The following is a 21,557-nucleotide window of genomic DNA, read 5'->3' on the forward strand; positions in this document are numbered from 1 at the left end:
GCAAGGAGACAGGAAACCATGACGCCGATCTCGAAATTCGCGCGCGCCGTATCCCTGGCGCTGACGCTGGCCTCGGGGCTCTGCGCAGCCGCCGCGTCCCCTTACCCCGACCACGCCGTGACGCTGGTGGTGCCGTTCGCCGCCGGCGGCATGACCGACGTGCTGGCCCGCCAGCTTGCGCGCAAGATGCAGGAGGAACTGAAGCAGCCCGCGGTGGTGGACAACCGCGTGGGTGCGGGCGGCATCATCGGCGCCGAGCGGGTCGCCAAGTCGCGCCCTGACGGGCACACGCTGCTCATCACCACGACGGCGCACGTCGTCAATCCGGCCATCACGAAGCAACTGCCCTACGACACCGAAAAGGACTTCGTGCCGGTGGCCCTGCTGGCGCGCACGCCCAACGTGCTGGTGGTCCATCCCTCGGTGCCCGCGAAGAACCTGCAGGAGCTGATTGCGTTCGCGAAGAAGAGCGGCGGCGTGTCCTACGGCTCGTCGGGCACCGGCGGCACGACGCACCTGTCCGGGGAACTGCTGGCGGCCCGGACCGGGGCGCCGTTCCTGCATGTGCCCTACAAGGGCACGGCGCTGGCGGTGAACGACGTGCTGGGCGGGCAGATCCAGGCGGCCTTCGTCGACGCGCTCACCGCGGTGAAGTATGTCGAGAGCCAGAAGCTGCGCGCCATCGGCGTATCGACCGCGCAGCGCAACCCGTCGTTGCCCGATGTGCCCACCATTGCCGAGCAGGGCGTGCCCGGCTATGAGACGGAGATCTGGATCGGCCTGTACGCGCCGCGCGGCACGCCGAGCGCGATCGTGCAGCAGCTCAACCGCATTGCCGTCGGTGCCATGGGCGAGCCTGCGTTCAAGGAGATGCTGGCGCGCCAGGGCACGGCGCCCGGCACGATGGATGCGACGGCCTTCGAGGCCTACGTGAAGCGCGAGATCGCCAAGTGGCAGGCCATCGTGCGCGATGCGCGCATCGAGCCGCAATGAACGGGAACGGCGTGAAGACGGCGCTTCCCCTGGCGGGCGTGCGCATCCTCGACCTCACGAGCGTCATCATGGGGCCCTATGCCACGCAGATGCTGGCGGAGTACGGGGCCGACGTCATCAAGGTCGAGCCGCCCGAGGGCGACATCATGCGCGGCATGGGGCCGGTGCGCGAGGAGGGCATGGGCCCGGTCTTCCTCAACCTCAACCGCGGCAAGCGCAGCTTGTGCCTGGACCTGAAGGCACCGGGCGCGGGCGAGGTGCTGTTGCGCGCGGTGGGCACGGCCGACGTGTTCATCACCAACATGCGCCAGGGCGCGCTCGCGCGCCTCGGGCTGGGCTGGGAAGACCTGAAGCGCCACCACCCGACGCTGATCTACGTCTTTCTGTCGGGCTTCGCGCAGGACGGACCCTATGCGGGGCGCCCCGCGTACGACGACCTGATCCAGGGCATGGTGGGCCTTCCCGCGCTCGTGGCCAGCGCCGGAGACGGCGAGCCGCGGTACCTGCCGCTGAACATCGCCGACAAGACCATGGGCCTGTTCGCCGCGCAGACCGTGCTGGCCGCGCTGCTGCAGCGCGACCGGAATGCCGCGCACGCGCAGGGGCAGTTCATCGAGGTGCCGATGTTCGAGACCATGGCCAACTTCGTGCTGCTGGACCACCTGGCCGGCGCAAGCTTCGAGCCGCCGCTCGGCCCGCCGGGCAATCCGAGGCTGTTGTCGCGCTACCGCAAGCCCTATCGCACGCAAGACGGGTGGTTGAGCACGCTGCTCTACACCGACCGGCATTGGGAGAGCTTCCTGCGGCTGGTGGGGCAGGAGGCACTGTGGCACGGCGACTCGCGCTTTCGCACCATGGCCAGCCGCACGCAGCACATCGACGCGGTGTATGCGTTCGTGGAGCAGCGCATCGCGCGGCAACCGACGGCGCATTGGCTGGCGGTATTGAAAGACGCCGACATTCCGGTGGCCCGCATTCCCGACGTCGACGCACTCATCCGCGAACTGCGGGACAGCGGCCATGGCCCGGTGCGGGCGTATGCCGACGCGCGGGGCAACAGCTATATGGGCCTGGAGCCCGCCGCCCGCTGGCTGCATGCGCAGCCCGTCGCGGGACGGGCTGCGCCTCGTCTCGGCGAGCACACCGAAGAGATCCTGCGGGAGCTGTCGGCGAGCGAGGCGCACGCGGATTCGGCGTTCTGAATCCGCGAGACGAGTTCGGTCGCTACGCTGTCAACTTGTCTTCACGCGGCAAGCGGATCCGGATCTCCGTCCCGCCGCCCACTCGCGCCGCCACCTCCGCATGCCCGCCATGCGCCTTGCAGATCGCCTGCACGACGGACAGCCCCAGCCCGGTCCCCCCGGCATGGCGAGAGCGGGACCATTCGCCGCGCCAGAAGCGCTCGAAGAAGCGCGCCAGGTCTTCGCCTTGCGCGTTCTTGCCGAGGTCTGAAACGATCAGTTCGATGGCGGATGCATCCGCGCGGCAATCGACCTCCACGACGCCGCCATCGCTCGCATAGCGAATGGCGTTGTCGATGAGCGCCGAAACCGCCTGGCCCAGCCTGCCCCTGTCGGCACGCATCGTCTCTTCGGCGCCGACATGATTGACCGCCACCAGCCCACGCTCCTGCAGAAAAGGCCGTGCCCACGAGATGCGTTCATCGACGAAATCGTGCACATTGAACTGCGTGATCTCCAGCCGCAGCCGGCCACCTTGCGCGAGCGACAGCACCTGCAGGTCGCCGATGATCCGGTGGATCTGCCCGAGCTGGTCGAGCACCGTCCGGATCTGCTTTTCCTCGAACGGAAACACCTCGTCGACGATGCCCTGCAATCGCCCGATGGCCGCCGTGAGCGGCGTGCGCAGCTCATGGGCAATGGCGGCACTGGAGTCTTGCAACTCCCGGTCGTAGGCTTCCAGCCGCTGCGCCATCGTGTTGAAGTGATTGGCCAGGCGCTGCAGTTCGGCGGGCGCCGAATCGATCACCGGCGCGCGCGTGGAGAAGTGGCCCTTGGACACGGACTCCGCCGCGGCGGCGACATCCAGAACGGGGCGCACGATGCGGCGCGCCAGGAAGAGCGCGAACAGCACGACAAAAGGAACGATGGCCAGGCTCAGCAGCGCCTGCACCAGCAGGTCATCGGATTCCGATGGCATGACGAAGCGATCGCCGTACTGCCCGTAGATCTCCCTCAGGCGCCTGGCGTTTTCCTCGGTAGGCGGAGCGCCCTCGAGCTCCCTGAGCTCGGCGGAAATGGCGCTCGGCAACTGGGCATCGACCTTGTCGTCCCAGTAGCTGTAGCGAAGCCACATGCCCGCCTGCACGGCCGCCGTCGCGGCGATGGCCAGGGCGACCATGCGCCAGGTAAGCCACGCCCAGAGGGACCGCCGGGGCGAGGTCATCCAGCCTGGCCCAGCCGATAGCCCACGCCGCGCACCGCCAGCGGCACGCCCTGAACGCCTTGCTCCTCGAGCTTCCTGCGCAGGTTGTGGACGTGCGTATCGACGACGCGCTCGAGCGCGCCGCTCTCGGGCAGGCAGGCCTCCAGCAGCTCGGCGCGGCTGAAGGCCTTGCGCGGATGGCGCATCAAGGTCGCCAGGAGCTTGAACTCCGTGATGGTCAGGTCGAGCGGCCTGGCATTCCCGGCGACATGCGCGGCAACCGCTTCGAGATCGATCTCGAGGGCGCCGCAAGCCAGCCGGGCTTGCGCTTGGCGTTGCTGCGCACCGCGCGAGCGCTTCAGGATGACCTGCACGCGTGCCACCACCTCCTTGGGGTTGAAGGGCTTGACCACGTAGTCGTCCGCGCCGTAGAGCAGCGCGCCCACTTTCTCGACCTCGCCGTCGACGGCCGTGACCATGATGACGGGAACATCACCCGCCCGCCGCATCGCGGCCAGGAGCTCCCGGCCGCTGACTTGCGGCAGCATGTAGTCGAGCAGCACGAGGTCGGGCTGCCACTGCGCGAACATCTGCATGGCCTTTCCGCCGTCGTGGCACAGCGCCGTGAGAAAGCCGTCGCGCTGCAGGTAGGCGGCCAGCACGTCGGCAATCTGGGGATCGTCCTCGACGATCAGAATGCGCTCGTTGGCCATGGAATCTGCGATCTTCGGTTGGGAGTGGGGGGTGAATGCGCCTTCAGCAGGCGCTGGCCATCACGGCATTATCCGGCGCCCACTTGCGGGGGGGTTTTGGCCTGTCCTTGCGTCGGCGGCATGCGATTTTTTCGCCATCATGCGAAGAACGAGACTGCGTTTGATCAAGATCTGATCAAGATTTCTGGCGGGGGCGGAGCAGGGCGGATGTTGGCGCGATTCTTCAGCGAATCCACACAAACGCTGCATCGCGTCTCCATGGGGCCGCGGGAGCATCGGGCGCCATGCCTGTCAACGCCAAGAGCGGACGCCATCGTCCGCGTGCCATCCCCGCCATTTCCGCCATGACCGCCGAAACGCTGCCGATGCTGGCGATGCTCTGCGCCGTCGCGCTGTGGCTCGCCTACTGGTTCGGACCGCACGGGGTCGATACATCCGCCGCGAAGGGGTGCTTTCGCCGAGCTTTCGCGCACCGTCACATGTATGTCTGCGGCTGCGCTCGCGAGGCGCCGCCCGTTCTTCCCAGGCTCCTTGTCTGATCCCGGACCCCAGGTTCGGGGCCGTTCTCAGAACAGCGAGATCACCTGTCGCAGCGCATCGGCGTGGCGACGCAGCGCATCGTCATCCAGCGCCGCGTAGCCGATCACGAGGCCTGCGGGCAACACGGCCCGCTTGCAGAAATCCGAGATCGGTTGAAAGCGCAGGCCACGCTGCGCGGCGGCCGTCAGAAACGCGCTTTGTTCGATCTCCTGCGGCAACCACCAGGCCAGATGAAAGCCCGCCTGCTCGCCGGTGACGCGAAGCCGGCCGGGGCCGACGGCTTCGCCCAGTGCCGCCATCACGATGTCCCGGCGCTGCGCGTAGGCGATGCGCGCGCGACGCACATGCCGCGCGAACGCGCCGCTTTCCAGGAAGTGGGCCAGCGCCATCTGCTCGATCACCCCGGTGGAGCGCCCGGTGATGAGCCGCGCCTGGCGGAAATCGGGCACGAGCTTTCTCGGCAGCACGGCGTAGCCGATGCGCAGCGCGGCGAACATCGTCTTGTTGAAACTGCCGCAGTGAATGACCCGGTCCGCCGCGTCCAGGCTCTTCAACGCCGGCAGCGGCGGGCTGTCGTAGCTGAACTCGCTGTCGTAGTCGTCTTCGATCACCCAGCAGTCGGCTTCCTCGGCCCATGCGAGCAGTTCGAGGCGTCGCGACACCGGCATCGTGACGCCCGTCGCGCCTGGTGCGCCGGCGTGACATGCACCAGCCGGACGCCCGCGCGGCGACGCGCATGCGCGACCGAGAAGCCGCTGGCGTCGACTGGCACGTGCACCACTTCCCGCGCATGCCGGCTGAATATCGGCGCCGCGTGCAGGTAGCCGGGGTCTTCGACCAGCACCCGGTCTTCGGACGACAGCAGCAGCCGCGCGCACAGGTCCAGCCCGTGCCGGATGCCCGACAGCACGATGACCTGCTCCGCATCGCACGAGATGCCGCGCGCCACGCCCAGGTAGCGGGCGATCTGCTCCCGGAGACGGCCCAGCCCCAATGACTCCCTGTCGCTCAGTTGCTCCGCCGTCACGCATCGCGTGCCGGCCTGCAGCGCCTTGCGCCAGCCGTCGAGCGGGAACAGCGCGGGGTCGGCGACACGCGCCACGAAGGGCTCGCCGATCTCGCTCGTGAGGAGCGGCGCGATGTCGATGCCGCGCGCTTGCTTCGCGCGCCGCGCCGGTGCTTCGGCCGCGCGCGCCCCGGCGTCGAAGAACTGGTCCGGCACCGTCGCGGCCACGTAGGTGCCGGACCCGGAGGTGCTGACGAGATAGCCCTCGCTGCGCAACTGGTCATAGGCCAGGTCGACCGTTGCGCGCGACACCTGCCAGCGCAGCGCCAGGTGCCTGGTGGAGGGCAGGCGCGCGCCCTTGGCGAGCACGCCGTCGAGGATGCGGCTGCGAATCTGCCGGTAGATCCACGCCTGCTTCAGCTCGCCTTCGCGCGGTGGTTCCGCCGCGAGGTCGAGGCTCGATGCGGTGCGACGGGCCTGTGAGGCGCGGGAAAGTGGCCTGGTCATATTTTCAGATATGGATCTAGGGACAAGGCCGCATTGTCGGTAAATTTTCCGTCATGACAAAGACGACGCCCCACTTCTGCACGATCGCGCCCGACGGGCTCCGGTTTCCTCTCCCGGGTGGGGGCAGCATCCTCGACGCCGCGCTCGCCGAGGGCATCGCGGTGCCGTTCTCCTGCAAGCGCGGCGAGTGCGGCTCCTGCCGGGCGCAGGTTCTGGGCGGCACCAGCGAGCGCATCGCGCCGCCTTCCGAAGCGGCCTATCAGGTTGCGGACGACGAACTGCTGATGTGCCAGTGCCGCGCCACCAGCGACCTGAGCCTGCGCTTTGCGCACTGGCGCATGCCGGCGCGGCCGGCGGCTCGCTACTCGGCGAAGATCATGGCGCTCGACGCGGTGGCGCCGGGCGTCACGAAGCTGGTGGTAGAGCTGCAGAGCGCGCAGCCTTTTCAGTGCGCGCCCGGGCAGCATGCGCAACTGCTGATGGACAACGGCGAGCGCCGCAGTTTCTCCATCGCCAACTTGCCCGCTGAAACGGGGGGCGCCAACCGGCTGGAGTTCCACATCCGCCGCATTCCCGGCGGCGCATTCACCGACCACAAGCTCGCGGAACTGCGGCCAGGCGAGCTGCTGGAAATCGACGGACCCTACGGCGCGTGCACCTGGCAGGCGCCTTCCGAGCCTGTCGCGCACCTCGTGCTGCTCGCCACGGGCACGGGCTTCGCGGGCATCAGCGCGATCCTGAAGACTGCGCTGACAAGCGGCGCATTCCAGACGGTCACGCTCTACTGGGGATGCGCCACGGCGGCCGACTGCTACGCGTCCGACTGGCTCGACGAGATGGAGGACGCCTACGCGGGCTTTCGTTGGGCGGCCGTGCCGTCGACACAGCGCGTGCAGAACGAGGCGCTTGCGGCAGCCCATGACTGGGCGCAAACCACGGTCTATGCCTGCGGCAACCCCGCCATGGTCCGCGAAGCCCGCGAGCTGCTGAAAGCGGCCGGCTTGCCGAAGGACAATTTCTTCTCCGAGGCCTTCCTCCCCGCCACGCAAGCGCACCAGGACAAGGCCCCGTACATCGTGCGCCACCCTTGGGAAAAGGTCGGTGCGGCCTTCTCGCTCGAAGGCATCCTCGATGCGCGCCGGCGCTCCATGGACGCGCTGCCGCAGATCGCCGCGTTGATGGTGCCCGGCATGACCACGGGCGAAGCATCGCGGTCGCCGACGAGCATCTGCGCAGCTTGGGCGCGGCCTACAACTGGCACCCGACCTACGTGCGCTTCGGCCCGGACACGCAGTGCACCTCGCGCCAACCGGTGGACCGCCAGCGGAAACTGCGCGCCGACGACGTGTTCACCATCGACCTGGGCCCCGTGTGGGACGGCTACGAAGGGGACTACGGCGACACCTTCGTGATGGGCGCCGACCCCGATCACCAGCGCTGCACGCAGGCCGCGCGAGACATCTTCGCGCAGAGCCAGGCTGCGTGGGCGCAGGGCCTGAGCGGCAGCGCGCTCTACGACTTCGCCGAGGAACTGGCCCGCGCGCACGGCTGTTCGCTCGTGCGCGAAACGGCCGGGCACCGGGTCTCGGACTTTCCGCATGCGCTCTACGGCAAGCACCGCCTGGCCGAGGCCGACTTCGTGCCGGGCGACGGCATCTGGGTGCTCGAAGTCCAGGTGCGCGACCTGGAGCGTCCGATCGGCGCGTTCTTCGAAGACGTGCTGCTGCGTTCGGCGGCAAGCAGCGGCGGCGCCGGCTAGATCAGCATCTTGCGGATGCGCGCCGACACCAGGTCGATCGCGCTGACGCCGATCACGATGATGATCATCACCGCGCAGGTCTCGGCGTACTGGAAGCCGCGAATGATTTCCCACAGCACCACGCCGATGCCGCCCGCGCCCACCATGCCCACCACCGAGGCCGAACGCACGTTCGACTCGAAGCGGTACAGCGCATAGGAAATCCACAGCGGCATCACCTGCGGCAGCACGCCGTAGACGATCTCGTGCAGCGCGCTCGCGCCCGTCGAGCGGATGCCTTCGACCGGTTGCGGGTCGATGGCCTCGACCGCCTCGGCGAACAGCTTGGCCAGCACGCCGCTGGTGTGTACCCACAGCGCCAGCACGCCGGCGAACGGGCCCAGCCCCACGGCCACCACGAACAGCATCGCGAACACCAGTTCGTTGATGGCCCGGCAGGCGTCCATGAAGCGGCGCACCGGCTGGTAGATCCACCACGGAACGATGTTGGCGGAAGCCAGCAGCGCCAGCGGCACGGCCGTGACCACCGCCAGCACCGTGCCCCACAGCGCGATCTGCAGCGTGACCACCATCTCCTGCAGGTACATGCGCCACTGCGTGAAGTTGGGCGGAAAGAACTCGGCGGCGTAGGTCGCCATGTTGCCGCCGTCCTTGAACAGGTCGAGCGGGCGCATGTCGGCGCCTTTCCAAGACGCAGCCAGCAGGATCAGCAGCGCCGCCCAGGAAAGTTGCCACGCGAGGTTGCGCTTCGGGGGCGCCGCCGTGAAGGGCAGGCGGTTGGCTTCGGCCGTGGGTTGCAGGGCGGACATGGGGCGCTCGCTCAGTCGATCAGTTCAGCGCGGCCAGCTTCTTGTCGATGTCGGCGAGCTTGGCTTTCTTGTCGGCCTCGCTGATCACGGTGTCGGCTTCGAGCTTGGTGCGCTGGCCGAACAGGTCGATCTGGCGGATCGGCAGCAGCTGCTTGTCGCTCGATTCCTTGAAGCCCGACAGCTTGGAGATCTTCATGACGATCTCCTTTTCTCGCGCATCGGTCTTGGCGTAGTTGAAGAAGAAGTTGCGCAGCTTCTGCTTGGTGGCTTCGGGCAGGTCCTTGCGCATCACCAGCGGGTCGAGCGGAATCAGCGGCGAGGTCCAGACGATCTTGATGTCCTTGAACTTCTCGGGGAAGCGCTCCTTCACCTTCTCGAGGTTCTCGCTGTTGTTGGTTGCCACGTCGACCTGCTTGTTGGCCACGGCCAGCGCGTTGGTCTCGTGGTTGGCGCTGCGCGTGACCTTGAACGCGGTGCGCGAGTCGACGTTGTTCTTGGCGAACACGTAGTAGCCGGGCACGAGGTAGCCCGAGGTCGAGTTCGGGTCGCCGTTGCCGAAGCTCAAGTTTTTGGCGTTCTTCAGCACGTCGTCCAGCGTGTTGAGCGGGCTCTCGCGGTTCACGATGAGGTGCGAGTAGTAGCCCTGCGTGCCGTCGACGTTGACCATCTGCGCAAAGATTTCGCCGCCGGCGCGGTCCACCGCTTCCATGGCCGACTTGTTGCCGAACCAGCCGAGCTGCACCTTGTTGAAGCGCATGGCCTCGATGATGCCGGCGTAGTCGGGCGCGAAGAAGGCGTTGATCTTCAGGCCGGTCTGGCGGCTCATGTCTTCGATCAGCGGCTGCCAGTCGCCCTTGAGGTTCTGCGTCGCCTCGGTCGAGATGATGCCGAAGTTGATGTCCTGCGCAAACGCGCCGACCATGCCCAGGCCGAGGGCCAGGGCTGCACACAGTTTCTTGATCATGGAAAAGCTCCGGAATTGAAACGGAAGAAGAAAGAAGGAAAAAAGAGGAGAGGGAAGGAAACGAAAGCTCAGGCTGCGGCCGCCACCTTGGCGGGCCATGCCACGGCGGAGGGCGGCGTCAGCACGTGCACGCTGGCGCCTTCGGAGGCGGGCGGCGCGGGCCGCAGCAGCTCTTCGGCCTGCACGCCGTACAGCTCATGCAGCAGGGCCGGCGTGAGCGCCGACGAAGGGCCGTCGAACACGATGCGCCCCTGGTTCAGCGCCACCACGCGCGGGCAGTACTTCATCGCGATGTCGACCTGGTGCAGCGACACCACCACCGTGCAGCCGTCCTCGCGGTTGATGCCCGCCAGGATCTCCATCACCTTGCGCGACGACTCGGGGTCGAGCGAGGCGATCGGCTCGTCGGCCAGCACCACCTTCGCGCCTTGCACCAGCGCGCGCGCAATGGCCGCGCGCTGCTGCTGGCCGCCCGACAGCGTCGAGGCGCGCTGCGCATGGCAGTCGGCAATGCCGACACGCGCCAGCGCATCGAGCGCCCGCGCGCGTTCGTGCGCGGGGAACATGCGCGTCCAGCTGCGCCACCACGAGGCGCGGTGCAGCGAACCCACCAGCACGTTGACCAGCACCGGCAGCCGCGCCACCAGGTTGAACTGCTGGAACACGAAGCCCACCTGCGAGCGGACCTTGCGGATGTCGCGGTGGATGCGGCCCGCGCGCTGCACGCACTGGCCGTCGATCTCGATCAGCGATTCGCTGCCGCCGTCGGCCGCCACCAGGCCCGCCACGTGGCGCAGCAGCGTCGACTTGCCCGAGCCCGAGGCGCCGATCAACGCCACCATGTCGCCCTGCGCCACATCGAGATTGATGTCGCGCAGCGCATGCCGGCCGTTGGCGAAGTGCTTGTCGAGATGGCGGATCCGCAGTGCTGTGGTCATGGTCTTGAAGGGTGAAGTCGTCTAGACAAGTGAAGTCTCGCGAGCCTGTGTGACGTGCCCGCGACACTTCGGCGGCAGCGGCATGTCATGGCCGGTGGCCGCCCGGATTCACAGGATGCGGCGGCCTTCGCGCCACACGCCGCGCACCACGGGGTGGCGCGTGCCGTCCGGCAGCGTGCACATGCGCACTTGCAGCAGGTCGGCGCGCAGGCCGGTTTCGAGCGCGCCGCGGTCGTCGAGCCGCACCGCGCGCGCCGGGTTGCGCGTCACCATCGCCACCGCCTGCGGCCAGGTCGCCAGCCCGTCGCTCACCAGCTGTATGGCCGCGCCCAGCAGGCTGCTCGGCACATAGTCGGAAGAAAGGATGTCGAGCAACCCGTGGCGCGCCAGCTCGGACGCGGCCACGTTGCCCGAGTGCGAACCGCCGCGCACCACGTTCGGGCCGCCCATCACGTTGGCCAGGCCGAGCGCCCGTGCGGCCTGCGCCGCGGCCAGCGTGGTCGGGAACTCCGACATGCTCGCGCCCTCGGCGTGCGCCTGCGTCACGTGGGCCACGGTGGTGTCGTCGTGGCTTGCGAGGGCAATGCCGTGCGCGGCGCAGTAGTCCACGAAGAAGCGCCGATGCGGCACCGCGTAGTCTGCCTGCTGCTGCGCGGACTCGGCCACGCGGCGCTCGAACTTGGCGTCGCTCCAGCCCTTCTTGCCGGTGTAGTAGATGCGCGCCAGCTCGATGTTCTCCCACTGCCGCTGGCCCGGCGTGTGGTCCATCAGCGAGATGAGCGACAGCCGCCTGTGGCCGCGAAACGGCGCGAACAGGTCGATGGTGTTGGGCGCGGGCAGCTCGCAGCGCACGTGCAGGTGGTGGTCGGCGCGCAGCAGGTCTTGCGCCACGCAGGCGTCGATCACTTCCAGCGTGCGGCCCCAGGTGCTGCCGCGCAGGCTCTCCGGGTCGGCTTCGCCCACGCCCAGCGCGTCGAACACGGTGGTGATGCCGGCGGCCGCCACTTCGGCGTCGTGCGACAGCAGCGCAGGCAGCGGGCCCCACTGCACCTTGGGGCGCGGCATGAGGTGGCGCTCGAAGTTGTCGGTGTGGATCTCGACAAGGCCCGGCAGCAGGTAGTCGCCGTCCAGGTCGAACGTTCCTTCGGCCGTCGGACCGGAACTGATGGCGCCGATGCGTCCGCCCGACACCGCCAGCGCGCCCGAGACCACTTCGGTGGGCAGCACCATGCGCGCGTTCGAGAAGACCGTGGTGGTGGCCGTCGTCGTCATGCCTTGCTCCTGAATTCGCCGACGTTCACGCGGCGCGTGGCCACGGCGGCGCCCACCTCGGCGTCGTGGAAGATGCCGACCGTGGCGGCACCGCGCGCCGTGGCCTCGCGGATCAGCGCAATGACCGTGTCGGTGTTGGCCGCGTCGAGCGACGCCGTGGGCTCGTCGAGCAGCAGCAGCGGCTTGGGCTTGATCATGTTGCGCGCGATGTTGATGCGCTGCTGCTCGCCGCCCGAGAAGGTGGCCGGCGGCAGGTGCCACAGCCGCTCGGGAATGCGCAGGCGCGTGAGCCAGCGGCGAGCCTCTTCGCGCGCCGCCTCGAGGTGTTCGGGTGCGTTCTCGGCGCCTTCGGCGTCTTCCGCCAGTGGCTCCGCCACCACGTCGAGCGCGCTCACGCGCGGGATCACGCGCAGGAACTGGCTTACATAGCCGATGGTGTCGCGCCGCAGCCGCACCATCTCGCGCGGCGAGGCCTGCGTGACGTCGACCGGCCCCGCGGCCGACTGCACCGTGATGCGGCCCGCGCTGGTGCGGTAGTTGGCATACACCATCTTCAGCAGCGTGCTCTTGCCGAGCCCGGAGGCGCCGTCGAGCACCACGCATTCGCCGGCGTGCACGTCGAGCGCGACGTCTTCGAACACCGGCAGGTCGAGCGCGTTCTGGTGGTGCAGCGTGAAGTGCTTGCACACGCCCTCGAGCCGCAGCATGGGAGGGGTCTGTGGGGTGGTGGCGGTCATGGCGTGAGTACCGAGGAAACGAGCAGTTGGGTGTAGGCGTGCTGCGGGTCGTCCAGCACCTGGTCGGTCAGGCCCGACTCGACCACGCGGCCCTGCTGCATCACCACCATGCGGTGCGCCAGCAGCCGTGCCACGGCCAGGTCGTGCGTGACCACGATGGCCGCGAGCTGCATCTGCCGCGTGAGCTGGCGCAGCAGGTCGAGCAGGCGTGCCTGCACCGACACGTCCAGGCCCGAGGTCGGCTCGTCCATGAACATCAGGCGCGGCTGCGTGACCAGGTTGCGCGCAATCTGCAGGCGCTGGCGCATGCCGCCCGAGAAGGTGCGCGGCGCGTCGTCGATGCGGGCGGGGTCGATCTCCACGCGCGAGAGCCATTCGGCCGCCGTCTCCCGCAGCCGGCCGTAGTGGCGCTCGCCCAGGCCCATCAGGCGTTCGCCGACATTGGCGCCGGCCGACACGTCCATGCGCAGGCCGTCGGCCGGGTTCTGGTGCACGAAGCCCCAGTCGGTGCGCGCCAGCAGGCGCTGCTGCGCCTCGCTCATCGCGAACACGTCCTGCAGGCCGCCGCCGCGCAGGCGGAACTCGACGCTGCCGTGGTCGGGCTTGTCGCGCGCCGCAATGGCGTTCAGCAGGGTCGACTTGCCAGAGCCCGATTCGCCCACCACGGCCAGCACCTCGCCGGGCCACAGGTCGAACGATGCGTCATGCAGCGCCACGCGGTCGCCGTAGCGCTTGCCCACGTTGCGCACGCGCAGCAGCGGCTGCACGCCGGCTGAAAGAGAAGATGAAGAAGAAGCGCTCATGCGATGGCCTTGTCGGTGGCGGCGGCTTGCGTGTCGCTGCCCGCCGCGTGCTGGCGCGACTGGCAGTAGTCGGAGTCGGAGCACACGTGCATGCGCGTGCCCTTGTCGTCGGTGATGATTTCGTCGAGAAAGCTGTCGGTCGCGCCGCACAGCGCGCACGGCGCGTCCCAGCGCTGCACCTCGAAGGGGTGGTCCTCGAAGCCCAGGCTTTCGACCGGGGTGTAGGGCGGCAGCGCATAGATGCGCTTCTCGCGGCCGGCGCCGAACAGCTGCAGCGCGGGGTTCATGTGCAGCTTGGGGTTGTCGAACTTCGGAATCGGCGAGGGCGACATCACATAGCGCCCGTTCACCAGCACCGGGTAGTCGTAGGTGGTGGCGATGTGGCCGTAGCGCGCGATGTCTTCGTACAGCTTGACGTGCATCAGGCCGTACTCCGACAGCGCATGCAGCGTGCGCGTGGTGCTTTCGCGCGGCTCCAGCCGCTGCATCGGCTCGGGCACCGGCACCTGGTAGACCAGCACCTGGCCCTCGGCCAGCGGCGCCTCGGGAATGCGGTGGCGCGTCTGGATCAGCGTGGCCTCGGACGTGCGCGTGGTGGTTTCCACGCCCGTGGTGCGCTGGAAGAAGCGGCGGATGTTGACCGCGTTGACCGTGTCGTCCGAGCCCTGGTCGATGACCTTGAGCACGTCCTTCGGGCCGATGACGGCGGCCGTCACCTGGATGCCGCCCGTGCCCCAGCCGTAGGGCAGCGGCATCTCGCGCGAACCGAAGGGCACCTGGTAGCCGGGAACGGCCACGGCTTTGAGGATGGCGCGGCGGATCATGCGCTTGGTGCGCTCGTCGAGGTAGGCGAAGTTGTAGTCGGGTGTCTGGGTGGTGTCGGTCATTCGGTGTCTCCTGGCGCGGCCGCGCGCATCTTTCGGACGAGCTCGAGTTCGGACTGGAAGTCGACGTAGTGCGGCAGCTTCAGGTGCTGCACGAAGCCCGAGGCTTCGAGGCTGTCGCTGTGCGAGAGCACGAACTCCTGCATCTGCGCGGGCGCTTCGACGGGCTCGCCGAGTTCGGCGGCGCGCAGCGAGCGGTCGACCAGGCTCATGGCCATGGCCTTGCGTTCGCTGTGGCCGAAGGCCAGGCCGTAGCCGCGCGTGAACTGCGGCGGCTCGGTCTTGCTGCCGGCGAACTGGTTCACCATTTCGCACTCGGTGAGTTCGAGTTCGCCGATGGAGATGGTGAAGGGCAGCTCTTCGGGCGCGAGTTCGAGCTCGACCCCGCCCACGCGGATCTCGCCGACGAAGGGGTGGCTGTGCGAGTAGCCGCGCTGGGTCGAATAGGCCATGGCCAGCAGGAAGCCTTCGTCGCCGCGCACCAGGTTCTGCAGGCGCGTGGCGCGCGTGGCTGGAAAGCGCAGCGGCGTGCGCGTGAGGTCGACGGGCGCGGGGTCGCCGGCCGGCACTTCGTGCGTTTCGATCAGGCCCTCGTGGTTCAGCAGGTCGACCACGCGCGGCGTGACGGCGGGCGCCGTGGCGGCCGTGGCCGTACGCGTCGCGGCGGGTTGCTCGCCGTTGGCCAGCAGCGTGAAGTCGAGCAGGCGCTGGGTGTAGTCGTAGGTGGCGCCGAGCACTTGCCCGCCGGGCAAGTCCTTGAAGGTGGCGGAGATGCGGCGGTCGAGCTGCATGCGCGCGGTGTCCAGCGGCACGCTGGTGCCCAGGCGCGGCAGCGTGGCGCGGTAGGCGCGCAGCAGGAAGATGGCCTCGACCACGTCGCCCGAGGCTTGCTTGATGGCGAGCGCGGCCAGCTCGGGGTCGTACACGGAGCCTTCGGTCATGACGCGGTCCACGGCCAGCTTGAGCTGTTCGCGGATCTGCGCGACCGAAAGCTCGGGCGTGGCGGGGTCGCCGCGGCGCTGTTCGGCCAGCAGGTCGTAGCTGCTGAGGATGGCGGCTTCTCCGCCCTTGACTGCAACGTACATGTCAGTGGGTCTTTCGCGCGTGGGTTGTTGTCGGGAGGCGGGTGTTCAGCAGGCGTGACCGCCGTCGATGCGCGTGGTGCGCGGCAGCCCGACGATCTGTGTCGGCGCCGCCAGGAACAGGTCGATGCCGCGCGGGAACACGGCGTTGTTGGCGCTCCATTGCGCGGCGAAGAGAGCCGGGTCGGTGCCGGGGAGGCCGTGCACGGCAATCGATGTGCTGTGCGCGATGCCGGGGCCGCGCAAGGTCCATCCGCGCGAGGTGCCTTCCTCGAAGGCCTCGACGTCGACCACGCAGGTGGCGGACTGGTCGGGGTAGGCGTCGCTGCCTTTGGCGAAGCGGTCGAGCGCAGGGCATTCGTCGCCGTGCGCGACCCAGGCGAACTGCGCGTTCTCGGGCGCGTCGACCAGCACGCAGCCGGTGTGAAAGCGCAGCCATGCGGCGGCATCGCTGCGGGCCAGAGAGGGCGACAGCCACAGCGTGCAATCGGGGTCGAGCAGCGCGAGCAGCAGCGCGGCCGAGGCGGCGTGCCCGCGCGACGGGGTCTGCGCGTCGTGCGCCAACGCGGTCACGCGGCCGGGGTGCGACAGCGCCTGCAGCGCCGCGCGGAATACCGACTGGCTGCCCAGCGCGCCTTCGGAGAAGCCGGCGCCGAGCGCCGAAAGATCGTGCGTGCTCATTCCTCGCCTTCCTCCTCGTCGGCGCTGCCGGACTCGCGCGCCACGGTGAAAAACTCGACCTTGCTGCTCTGCGCGCGTGCATGGCGCAGTGCGCGCTGCTGCGCCAGGTGCTGGCGCACCGGTGTCAGCAGCTGCGCATTCAATGCGGCCTGGCGGTCGGGGTCCTGCAGCAGCGCATCGGCCACGGCGGCCAGTTGCGCATGGCGGTGCGAGCGGCCCAGCACGTAGGCCACGCCGACAGCGGCGCCGGCGCCCGCATCGGCCAGCCGCAGCGCGCAGCGCGTGACGGTCACTTCGCCGACATTGAAGCGCTCGCCGGTGCCGCCCGCGCGGCCCTGCACCATCACGAGGCCGGTCTCGGGCGCGCGCAGCCAGTGGGGCTGGCTCTGCGCATGCGCGCCCAGCGCGGGCTCGATCATGTCGAGCGGCGCGCGCGCCAGCGTGGCCATCCACTGCGCACGGTCGAGCGGGTGCCCGTCCGGCTGCGTGTCAAAAGCATGAAACATGGAAGTGATACTCTCGAAAGTTGTATAGACAAATTGAACAACCAGCGCGAGCTTAGACAGCGCCCAAGACGAATTCATGACAAGCACAACAACGAGTTCTTCCGCTTCGGTTTCCTCCGCTTCCTCTCGCGCCGCCGGCGGCAGCTTCTGGTCCCGCATTGCCGCCGACATCGCCGACGCCATTGCGCGCGGCGTGTATCCGCCGGGGCAGCGGCTGCCTTCGGAGCACACGCTGGCCGAGCAGTTCGGGGTGAACCGCCACACCATCCGGCGCTCGCTGGCCGATCTCATCAGCCAGGGGCTGCTGCGCGCCACGCAGGGCAGCGGCACCTATGTCGAGGAGTTCGCGGTCGATCTCGCCGTGGCCAAGCGCACGCGGCATCACCAGAACCTGGCGCTGTCGGGCCTGCGCGGCACGCTGCGCGTGGTGGCGGCCAGCAACGTGCGGGCGACGGCGGCGCAGGCCCGCGCGCTCGGCGTGACGGCGCGTGCGTCGCTGCTGTGCCTGAACGTGATCGGCGAAGCCGAACGCCAGCCGGTGCACTTCAGCGAGCGCTACTTTCCGCTGCCGCGCTTCGCGGGCCTGGAGGCCGTGGTGCGCGAGACCGGCTCCATCACCGCTGCCTTCGCCGCGCACGGCGTGGACGACTACACGCGGCGCGAGAGCCGCATCACGGCGCAGATGCCCGAGGCCGACGTGGCCGCGCAACTGCACCAGTCGGCCGCGCGGCCGGTGCTGTTCGTCGAGAGCGTGAACGTCGACACGCAGGGCGTTGCGATCGAATACGCGCGCGCATGGTTCGCCGGCGACCGCACCACGCTGACGGTGAAGCACGATGAATGAGCCGAAGGGCAGGGCGCACCGCTACGCGGCCTACTACGCGCCGCGCATCGGCGACGCATGGTGGGAGGCCGGCAGCCGATGGCTCGGGCGCGATGCGGCCGAGGGCGGCGGCGCCGTGGCACAACCGGTGTTCGACGGCTTGCCCGTGGACGCACAGCTTCGACTGACCCAGGCGCCGCGCCGCTACGGCTGGCACGCCACGCTGGCCGCGCCGTTCACGCTGCGGCCGCAGATCGGCGAAGGCACGCTGCGCGACGGGCTGCACGCGCTGTGCCGGGCTTGGGAGCCCTTTGAGATGCCGGCACTCGAAGTCGCACGGCTCGACGACTTCCTGGCGCTGGTGCCGGCACGGCCGAGCGTGACGTTGCATGCGGTAGCCAGCGCCTGCGTCACGGGGCTGCACGCGTTTGCCGAGCCGCTGTCGCCGGCCGAGCTGCAGCGCCGGCGCGCGGGCGGTCTCACGCCCGAGGAAGACGCGCTGCTGCTGCGCTGGGGCTACCCCTACGTGCTGGCGCGCTTTCGCTTTCACATCTCGCTGACGGGTTCGCTGCGTGATGCCGATGCCGATGTGGTGGCCGCCTTGCGCGCAGCGGCGCAGGCGCATTTCGCGCCGCTGCTGGCCGCGCCGCCGCCGCGCTTCGACGCCCTCAGCCTGTTCGCCGAACCGGCGCCGGGCAGCGACTTCCATTGCCTCGAACAGATGGAGCTCGGGCGATGAGCGCGCGCCTCGTCTATGTGGTCGGCCCTTCGGGTGCCGGCAAGGACAGCCTGCTCGCGTGGCTCGCACAGCGGCTGGGGCCGGACAGCGGCGTGGCCTTTGCACGGCGCACCATCACGCGTGCGGTGCAGGCCGATGGAGAACAGCACGAGAGCATCGATGTCGCCGGCTTTGCACGGTTGCAGGAGGCGGGCGACTTCGGCCTGGCGTGGGAGGCCAACGGCCTGCGCTACGGCGTGCGCCGCGCCGCGCTGCCGCCGCATGTCGAGGCGGCGCAAGTGATCGTGAACGGCTCGCGCGCCTACCTCGCCGAAGCGTCACGCCGCTTTCCCGGCATGAGCGTGGTGCACGTCACCGCGAGCGTCGCCACCTTGCGCCAGCGCCTGCTGGCGCGCGGACGCGAATCGACGGAGATGGTGGAAGCGCGCGTGCGCCGCGCGCTCGATGCACACCTGCCGGCCGGCCCGGGCGTGATCGAGATCCGCAACGACCACACGCTGGCGCAGGCCGGCGAAGCGCTGGCCCAAGCGTTGGGGCTCGCGCCGGGGCAGAGGGCTGCTGCGCTGTCCTAGCGCCCGGGCTTTTGCAGGAACCGGTCGAACACGTTGCGCGTGATCTGTTCGACATCGGCGTCGCCGCGTATCAACCCCGTCACCCATTCGCAGCAGCCGGCGTTGAACACCTCGCCCTTGCCGCTCGTGAACGAGACCATCATCGCCGCGCCGTACTCGCGGCTTTCGGGCGGCCGCCTGGTCATGCCGGGGATGGCCGCCATCAGGCCCAGGGCCTCGTCGAGCGGCGCGTTGAGCACGCCGCCGTGGCGGTCGATCTCGCCCATGGTCGCGGGCGCCATCGCCACGATTTCCATGTGCGTCGGCGCGCCGTCCTCGCCGGTGGCAAACGGTTGGCCCCACTTGAAGCCGAAGTCGGCGCCGTCGACCTCGAAGCCCAGCACCTTCGAGGTGCCCGCGCCGAAGATGTCGCCGTAGTAGAGGTCGGTGCCGGCCACGCTCCAGTGGTCGGGCCGATACAGCGTGTAGCCGCCGCTGGCGCGCGGCGTGCAGGCGCCGAAGCGGTGGTAGCAGCCGGCCAGCGCGGTGAGCCCGAAGGTGGCGGCGGCGGGGCGGCCGGTTTCCGCGTAGTCCCAGCAGGTGGTGGCGCGCTCCGGAAACTCCTTGTAGATCGGGTCGTCGAACGGCACCTTGTAGCAGTGCTGCGTGCCGGCCTCCAGGTCCTTGCGCACCTGCCACAGCATGTTGCCGGCAAAGCGCGCGAGGTGTCCGCCGGCCTGCACGTAGGCTTCCATGGTGTCGCGCATTTCCCATGTCCAGTATTCGTCGTGGCCCACCATCACGGCCGAGGCGTAGCCGTCGAGGCAGCCGGGCGTGGTGTGCAGGTCGTCCTGCGTGAGCAGGTCGAGTGGTAGCCGGCCTTCAGTGCCCAATGGAAGAACGGGCGTTCGTAGTAGGCCCAGCCCGCATCCATGTAGTGGCGCGTGTAGCCCTTGTCGAAGGCCCAGTCGACCCACGGATAGGCCGGCGGACTGTGGCGGGGCAGGTCCGGCGCGTCGGCGTGCCGTGGTGCGCCGTCTTCGAGCCGGACGAAGCCGCGGGCCCAGGGCCGGCGCACCGACAGCACGGGGGCGAGCACGTCGACCGATTGGCCGTTGAAGGTGCTGCGGTAGCTGTTGGCGCCGCCCCAGTCGTTGTAGGCGGTCCAGGTCGAGGTGGTGAGCACCATCGCGAGCCGGTGGCTTCGGCCTTCCTTGTCGATGTTGCGCACCACGAAGAAGGCTTCGCGCTCGACGGTCTCTCCGCTGGCGTCGCTCGCCTGCAGCACGATCACGTAGGGGCCGGGGCGCCAGCGCGCGTCCAGCGCTATTTCCAGGCCGCAGGTCCAGTCGCAGCCGGCGGTGGCCGCGCTCATGTCCGGCGGCGTCTGCTGGCGCACGCCCCGCAGGCCCGACGCCCGGTGCAGGACTTCGCCCGAGAGGTCGTCGCGCACCACGCGCACCGAATACGTCGCCGCGCTGGTGTGCACATGCAGTCGCACGCGCTCGCACGGCGCGTAGGAGATGCGGTCGGTGTAGCCGAAGATCTCGAGCGCCTTGCCCGCGGGGTCAGGGGCCTCCACCTGGTCGGCCAGAGGGTGGAGACTCCAGAAATTGGTTTTCGTCATGAGGATCAGGCTGGTTTTTTGCAGGAGAAGCCATGGCGAGCGCATGGCGTTCACGGGTGGCGGCGTGCAGTGCCATGGCGGCGACGCAGAAGAGGGCGGCGACCTCGATGGCGCCCTGGATGCGCCCCGACTCGATCAGCCAACCGCCCACGATGGAGCCGATGCCGTAGCCGAACCCGACGAAGGCCGGCGACAGCGTCGCGTAGCGGCCCACGGGGTCGAAGCGCGGAATGTTGGCGAACAGCAGGATGGCGCCGATGGTCCACGACAGCACGAAGCCGATGACGCAACCGGCAAAGAGCGCGGCGCTGTGCTGCCACATGAACGCGCCGGCTGAGGCGGCGCAACCGGCCAGCATCAGCAGCGTCCAGCCGTAGATGCCGCGCCCTTTCATCAGCAGCGGCAGCATCAGGCAGCCGGCCATCGCCACGAGGTTCGCGGCGCCGAGCGTGCCGTTGATGAACGCGTGGTCGAGCCCGGCCTCGGTGCCCAGCCGTTCGATGAAGGTCCACAGCGTGCCGACCGCGCAATAGAGCGCGAAGACCGACAGCAGCGTCATGCTCGCGCTCCAGCGGTTCACCACGCCGCCGGCCGATGCTTCCTCGGCCACCATCGGTTCGCCGCGCGCGAAGAAGAGCGCGCACGGCACGAACAGCGCGGCGACGAGGGCCACGAAGTAGAAGGTGCCGGTGGCGCCCCAGGCCGCGTCGATGGCCGGCAGCACGGCGCTCAGGAGTGCCATGGCCCACAGCACCTGCACCATCACCGCCAGCCCGAGCAGCGCCACGCGCTTGGCCGGGGCCACCGCGTAGGAGAGGTAGCGCATCGCGATGCCGCCCAGCGCCCCCGCGCCGACGCCCGCCACGAAACGCAGCAGGCAGTAGGCGCTGAAGGTCGTGCTGGCCGGCGTCAGCAGGTTGGCCGCCACCGCGAGCAGTGCCGCCACAGCAAGCGTGGTGCGCACGGGTTTGCGCGACAGCAGCAGCGCCGCCGCCAGCGTGCCCAGCGTGATGCCCAGGATCTCGACGAAGGCCGAGATGCCCACCGCCGACTCGCCGAAGTGCCACTGCCGCATGACCTGCCCGACGATCGCCGGGAAGCCCACGAAGACGGTGGGCGCCGCGGCGTTGATGACGATCATGGCGGGCACGAAGAGCCGGCCCTTCGTGGCCGCGAGGCTGGTCTGTTCTGTCATTTGTCGTCTCCGGATCTCTTGTGTATTTTTTGGGGTGCGCGAA

The 21,557-nt window shown here is 69.1% G+C and carries 24 protein-coding genes and 1 pseudogene; 8 read left to right on the top strand and 17 right to left on the bottom strand.

Features of this window, described 5'->3' with window-relative positions:
* Positions 1 to 18 precede the first annotated feature (18 nt).
* Together BMG07_RS06140 and BMG07_RS06145 are read left to right on the top strand one after the other, a co-directional pair.
* Entirely contained in the window at positions 19 to 993 is a 975-nt protein-coding gene (locus BMG07_RS06140) for a tripartite tricarboxylate transporter substrate binding protein (protein WP_198083810.1), read from the top strand.
* Positions 990 to 2,195: a CaiB/BaiF CoA-transferase family protein gene (locus BMG07_RS06145; RefSeq protein ID WP_198083811.1), complete on the top strand. Its 1,206-nt coding sequence runs from the start codon at positions 990 to 992 to the stop codon at positions 2,193 to 2,195. Before BMG07_RS06140 ends, BMG07_RS06145 begins: the two co-directional genes overlap by 4 nt.
* Before the next feature lie 22 nt (positions 2,196 to 2,217).
* Here BMG07_RS06145 and BMG07_RS06150 read toward each other — a convergent pair whose 3' ends face one another.
* Both BMG07_RS06150 and BMG07_RS06155 read right to left on the bottom strand, forming a co-directional pair.
* Entirely contained in the window at positions 2,218 to 3,354 is a 1,137-nt protein-coding gene (locus BMG07_RS06150; protein ID WP_198083812.1) for an ATP-binding protein, read from the bottom strand.
* Positions 3,355 to 3,395: 41 nt separating this feature from the next.
* Entirely contained in the window at positions 3,396 to 4,091 is a 696-nt protein-coding gene (locus tag BMG07_RS06155) for a response regulator (protein ID WP_198083813.1), read from the bottom strand.
* Positions 4,092 to 4,435: 344 nt separating this feature from the next.
* On the opposite strand from BMG07_RS06155, the gene BMG07_RS06160 reads away from it, so the two are divergent.
* On the top strand, positions 4,436 to 4,630 hold the full coding sequence (locus BMG07_RS06160) for a hypothetical protein (protein ID WP_269758704.1): 195 nt from the start codon (positions 4,436 to 4,438) through the stop codon (positions 4,628 to 4,630).
* Positions 4,631 to 4,657: 27 nt separating this feature from the next.
* On the opposite strand, the gene BMG07_RS41590 is transcribed toward BMG07_RS06160, so the two are convergent.
* On the bottom strand, positions 4,658 to 5,299 hold the full coding sequence (locus BMG07_RS41590) for a PLP-dependent aminotransferase family protein (RefSeq protein ID WP_269758716.1): 642 nt from the start codon (positions 5,297 to 5,299) through the stop codon (positions 4,658 to 4,660).
* The gene (locus BMG07_RS41595; protein WP_269758705.1) at positions 5,239 to 6,144 is read right to left on the bottom strand and encodes a PLP-dependent aminotransferase family protein; all 906 of its coding nucleotides are present in this window, start codon (positions 6,142 to 6,144) and stop codon (positions 5,239 to 5,241) included. The genes BMG07_RS41590 and BMG07_RS41595 overlap by 61 nt, the downstream gene beginning before the upstream one ends.
* A gap of 53 nt (positions 6,145 to 6,197) precedes the next feature.
* On the opposite strand from BMG07_RS41595, the pseudogene BMG07_RS41600 reads away from it, so the two are divergent.
* Both BMG07_RS41600 and BMG07_RS41605 read left to right on the top strand, forming a co-directional pair.
* A pseudogene (locus tag BMG07_RS41600) lies at positions 6,198 to 7,064 on the top strand (2Fe-2S iron-sulfur cluster-binding protein); the annotation flags it as partial.
* 350 nt (positions 7,065 to 7,414) lie between these two features.
* Entirely contained in the window at positions 7,415 to 7,903 is a 489-nt protein-coding gene (locus tag BMG07_RS41605; protein ID WP_307866880.1) for a M24 family metallopeptidase, read from the top strand.
* Here BMG07_RS41605 and phnE read toward each other — a convergent pair.
* The 10 genes from phnE to phnG all read right to left on the bottom strand — a co-directional run bounded on the left by phnE (position 7,900) and on the right by phnG (position 16,579).
* Entirely contained in the window at positions 7,900 to 8,712 is an 813-nt protein-coding gene (gene phnE, locus BMG07_RS06175) for a phosphonate ABC transporter, permease protein PhnE (protein WP_198083815.1), read from the bottom strand. The genes BMG07_RS41605 and phnE overlap by 4 nt on opposite strands.
* Positions 8,713 to 8,731: 19 nt before the next feature.
* Complete coding sequence (phnD, locus tag BMG07_RS06180) at positions 8,732 to 9,676, bottom strand: phosphonate ABC transporter substrate-binding protein (RefSeq protein ID WP_198083816.1); 945 nt, start codon at positions 9,674 to 9,676, stop codon at positions 8,732 to 8,734.
* A gap of 68 nt (positions 9,677 to 9,744) precedes the next feature.
* Positions 9,745 to 10,614, bottom strand: coding sequence for a phosphonate ABC transporter ATP-binding protein (gene phnC, locus BMG07_RS06185; protein WP_198083817.1), 870 nt, complete (start codon positions 10,612 to 10,614; stop codon positions 9,745 to 9,747).
* A gap of 108 nt (positions 10,615 to 10,722) precedes the next feature.
* Positions 10,723 to 11,886 (bottom strand): alpha-D-ribose 1-methylphosphonate 5-triphosphate diphosphatase, encoded by a 1,164-nt coding sequence (locus BMG07_RS06190; RefSeq protein ID WP_198083818.1) that lies wholly within the window; start codon positions 11,884 to 11,886, stop codon positions 10,723 to 10,725.
* Positions 11,883 to 12,623, bottom strand: a complete 741-nt coding sequence (phnL, locus tag BMG07_RS06195; RefSeq protein ID WP_269758707.1) for a phosphonate C-P lyase system protein PhnL — start codon at positions 12,621 to 12,623, stop codon at positions 11,883 to 11,885. Before phnL ends, BMG07_RS06190 begins: the two co-directional genes overlap by 4 nt.
* On the bottom strand, positions 12,620 to 13,426 hold the full coding sequence (gene phnK, locus BMG07_RS06200; RefSeq protein ID WP_198083819.1) for a phosphonate C-P lyase system protein PhnK: 807 nt from the start codon (positions 13,424 to 13,426) through the stop codon (positions 12,620 to 12,622). Before phnK ends, phnL begins: the two co-directional genes overlap by 4 nt.
* Positions 13,423 to 14,313 carry an alpha-D-ribose 1-methylphosphonate 5-phosphate C-P-lyase PhnJ gene (locus BMG07_RS06205; protein ID WP_198083820.1) on the bottom strand — a complete coding sequence of 297 codons (891 nt, stop codon included), beginning with the start codon at positions 14,311 to 14,313 and terminating at the stop codon, positions 13,423 to 13,425. The genes phnK and BMG07_RS06205 overlap by 4 nt, the downstream gene beginning before the upstream one ends.
* Positions 14,310 to 15,395, bottom strand: coding sequence for a carbon-phosphorus lyase complex subunit PhnI (locus BMG07_RS06210; RefSeq protein ID WP_198083821.1), 1,086 nt, complete (start codon positions 15,393 to 15,395; stop codon positions 14,310 to 14,312). The genes BMG07_RS06205 and BMG07_RS06210 overlap by 4 nt, the downstream gene beginning before the upstream one ends.
* Before the next feature lie 45 nt (positions 15,396 to 15,440).
* The gene (phnH, locus tag BMG07_RS06215) at positions 15,441 to 16,073 is read right to left on the bottom strand and encodes a phosphonate C-P lyase system protein PhnH (protein WP_198083822.1); all 633 of its coding nucleotides are present in this window, start codon (positions 16,071 to 16,073) and stop codon (positions 15,441 to 15,443) included.
* Entirely contained in the window at positions 16,070 to 16,579 is a 510-nt protein-coding gene (gene phnG, locus BMG07_RS06220; protein WP_198083823.1) for a phosphonate C-P lyase system protein PhnG, read from the bottom strand. Before phnG ends, phnH begins: the two co-directional genes overlap by 4 nt.
* A gap of 76 nt (positions 16,580 to 16,655) precedes the next feature.
* Between phnG and phnF the strand changes: the two genes are divergently transcribed.
* The 3 genes from phnF to phnN are packed head-to-tail and all read left to right on the top strand — an operon-like array spanning position 16,656 to position 18,713.
* The gene (phnF, locus tag BMG07_RS06225) at positions 16,656 to 17,423 is read left to right on the top strand and encodes a phosphonate metabolism transcriptional regulator PhnF (RefSeq protein WP_198083824.1); all 768 of its coding nucleotides are present in this window, start codon (positions 16,656 to 16,658) and stop codon (positions 17,421 to 17,423) included.
* On the top strand, positions 17,416 to 18,141 hold the full coding sequence (locus BMG07_RS06230; protein WP_198083825.1) for a DUF1045 domain-containing protein: 726 nt from the start codon (positions 17,416 to 17,418) through the stop codon (positions 18,139 to 18,141). Before phnF ends, BMG07_RS06230 begins: the two co-directional genes overlap by 8 nt.
* Positions 18,138 to 18,713 (top strand): phosphonate metabolism protein/1,5-bisphosphokinase (PRPP-forming) PhnN, encoded by a 576-nt coding sequence (gene phnN, locus BMG07_RS06235; protein ID WP_198083826.1) that lies wholly within the window; start codon positions 18,138 to 18,140, stop codon positions 18,711 to 18,713. Before BMG07_RS06230 ends, phnN begins: the two co-directional genes overlap by 4 nt.
* On the opposite strand, the gene BMG07_RS06240 is transcribed toward phnN, so the two are convergent.
* The 3 genes from BMG07_RS06240 to BMG07_RS06250 are packed head-to-tail and all read right to left on the bottom strand — an operon-like array spanning position 18,710 to position 21,514.
* Positions 18,710 to 19,585, bottom strand: coding sequence for a N,N-dimethylformamidase beta subunit family domain-containing protein (locus BMG07_RS06240; protein ID WP_198083827.1), 876 nt, complete (start codon positions 19,583 to 19,585; stop codon positions 18,710 to 18,712). The two genes, phnN and BMG07_RS06240, sit on opposite strands and share 4 nt — an antisense overlap.
* Positions 19,492 to 20,319 (bottom strand): N,N-dimethylformamidase beta subunit family domain-containing protein, encoded by an 828-nt coding sequence (locus BMG07_RS06245; RefSeq protein WP_198083828.1) that lies wholly within the window; start codon positions 20,317 to 20,319, stop codon positions 19,492 to 19,494. The genes BMG07_RS06240 and BMG07_RS06245 overlap by 94 nt, the downstream gene beginning before the upstream one ends.
* Positions 20,261 to 21,514: an MFS transporter gene (locus BMG07_RS06250; RefSeq protein ID WP_198083829.1), complete on the bottom strand. Its 1,254-nt coding sequence runs from the start codon at positions 21,512 to 21,514 to the stop codon at positions 20,261 to 20,263. The genes BMG07_RS06245 and BMG07_RS06250 overlap by 59 nt, the downstream gene beginning before the upstream one ends.
* Positions 21,515 to 21,557 lie beyond the last annotated feature (43 nt).

This window comes from Variovorax sp. E3, from assembly GCF_016082275.1.
In the GTDB taxonomy this organism is placed as follows: domain Bacteria; phylum Pseudomonadota; class Gammaproteobacteria; order Burkholderiales; family Burkholderiaceae_C; genus Variovorax.

Excerpts from the sequence above, each read along its gene's own strand:
- BMG07_RS41590 (WP_269758716.1), bottom strand. The coding sequence starts at position 5,299 with ATGCCGGTGTCGCGACGCCTCGAACTGCTCGCATGGGCCGAGGAAGCC.
- phnF (WP_198083824.1), top strand. The coding sequence starts at position 16,656 with ATGACAAGCACAACAACGAGTTCTTCCGCTTCGGTTTCCTCCGCTTCC.
- BMG07_RS06245 (WP_198083828.1), bottom strand. The coding sequence starts at position 20,319 with ATGACGAAAACCAATTTCTGGAGTCTCCACCCTCTGGCCGACCAGGTG.
- phnE (WP_198083815.1), bottom strand. The coding sequence starts at position 8,712 with ATGTCCGCCCTGCAACCCACGGCCGAAGCCAACCGCCTGCCCTTCACG.
- BMG07_RS06230 (WP_198083825.1), top strand. The coding sequence starts at position 17,416 with ATGAATGAGCCGAAGGGCAGGGCGCACCGCTACGCGGCCTACTACGCG.
- phnL (WP_269758707.1), bottom strand. The coding sequence starts at position 12,623 with ATGACCGCCACCACCCCACAGACCCCTCCCATGCTGCGGCTCGAGGGC.
- BMG07_RS06160 (WP_269758704.1), top strand. The coding sequence starts at position 4,436 with ATGACCGCCGAAACGCTGCCGATGCTGGCGATGCTCTGCGCCGTCGCG.
- BMG07_RS06205 (WP_198083820.1), bottom strand. The coding sequence starts at position 14,313 with ATGACCGACACCACCCAGACACCCGACTACAACTTCGCCTACCTCGAC.
- phnG (WP_198083823.1), bottom strand. The coding sequence starts at position 16,579 with ATGTTTCATGCTTTTGACACGCAGCCGGACGGGCACCCGCTCGACCGT.
- phnN (WP_198083826.1), top strand. The coding sequence starts at position 18,138 with ATGAGCGCGCGCCTCGTCTATGTGGTCGGCCCTTCGGGTGCCGGCAAG.
- phnH (WP_198083822.1), bottom strand. The coding sequence starts at position 16,073 with ATGAGCACGCACGATCTTTCGGCGCTCGGCGCCGGCTTCTCCGAAGGC.
- phnC (WP_198083817.1), bottom strand. The coding sequence starts at position 10,614 with ATGACCACAGCACTGCGGATCCGCCATCTCGACAAGCACTTCGCCAAC.
- phnK (WP_198083819.1), bottom strand. The coding sequence starts at position 13,426 with ATGAGCGCTTCTTCTTCATCTTCTCTTTCAGCCGGCGTGCAGCCGCTG.
- BMG07_RS06250 (WP_198083829.1), bottom strand. The coding sequence starts at position 21,514 with ATGACAGAACAGACCAGCCTCGCGGCCACGAAGGGCCGGCTCTTCGTG.
- BMG07_RS06145 (WP_198083811.1), top strand. The coding sequence starts at position 990 with ATGAACGGGAACGGCGTGAAGACGGCGCTTCCCCTGGCGGGCGTGCGC.
- BMG07_RS06155 (WP_198083813.1), bottom strand. The coding sequence starts at position 4,091 with ATGGCCAACGAGCGCATTCTGATCGTCGAGGACGATCCCCAGATTGCC.
- BMG07_RS06190 (WP_198083818.1), bottom strand. The coding sequence starts at position 11,886 with ATGACGACGACGGCCACCACCACGGTCTTCTCGAACGCGCGCATGGTG.
- phnD (WP_198083816.1), bottom strand. The coding sequence starts at position 9,676 with ATGATCAAGAAACTGTGTGCAGCCCTGGCCCTCGGCCTGGGCATGGTC.
- BMG07_RS06210 (WP_198083821.1), bottom strand. The coding sequence starts at position 15,395 with ATGTACGTTGCAGTCAAGGGCGGAGAAGCCGCCATCCTCAGCAGCTAC.
- BMG07_RS06140 (WP_198083810.1), top strand. The coding sequence starts at position 19 with ATGACGCCGATCTCGAAATTCGCGCGCGCCGTATCCCTGGCGCTGACG.
- BMG07_RS41595 (WP_269758705.1), bottom strand. The coding sequence starts at position 6,144 with ATGACCAGGCCACTTTCCCGCGCCTCACAGGCCCGTCGCACCGCATCG.
- BMG07_RS06150 (WP_198083812.1), bottom strand. The coding sequence starts at position 3,354 with ATGGTCGCCCTGGCCATCGCCGCGACGGCGGCCGTGCAGGCGGGCATG.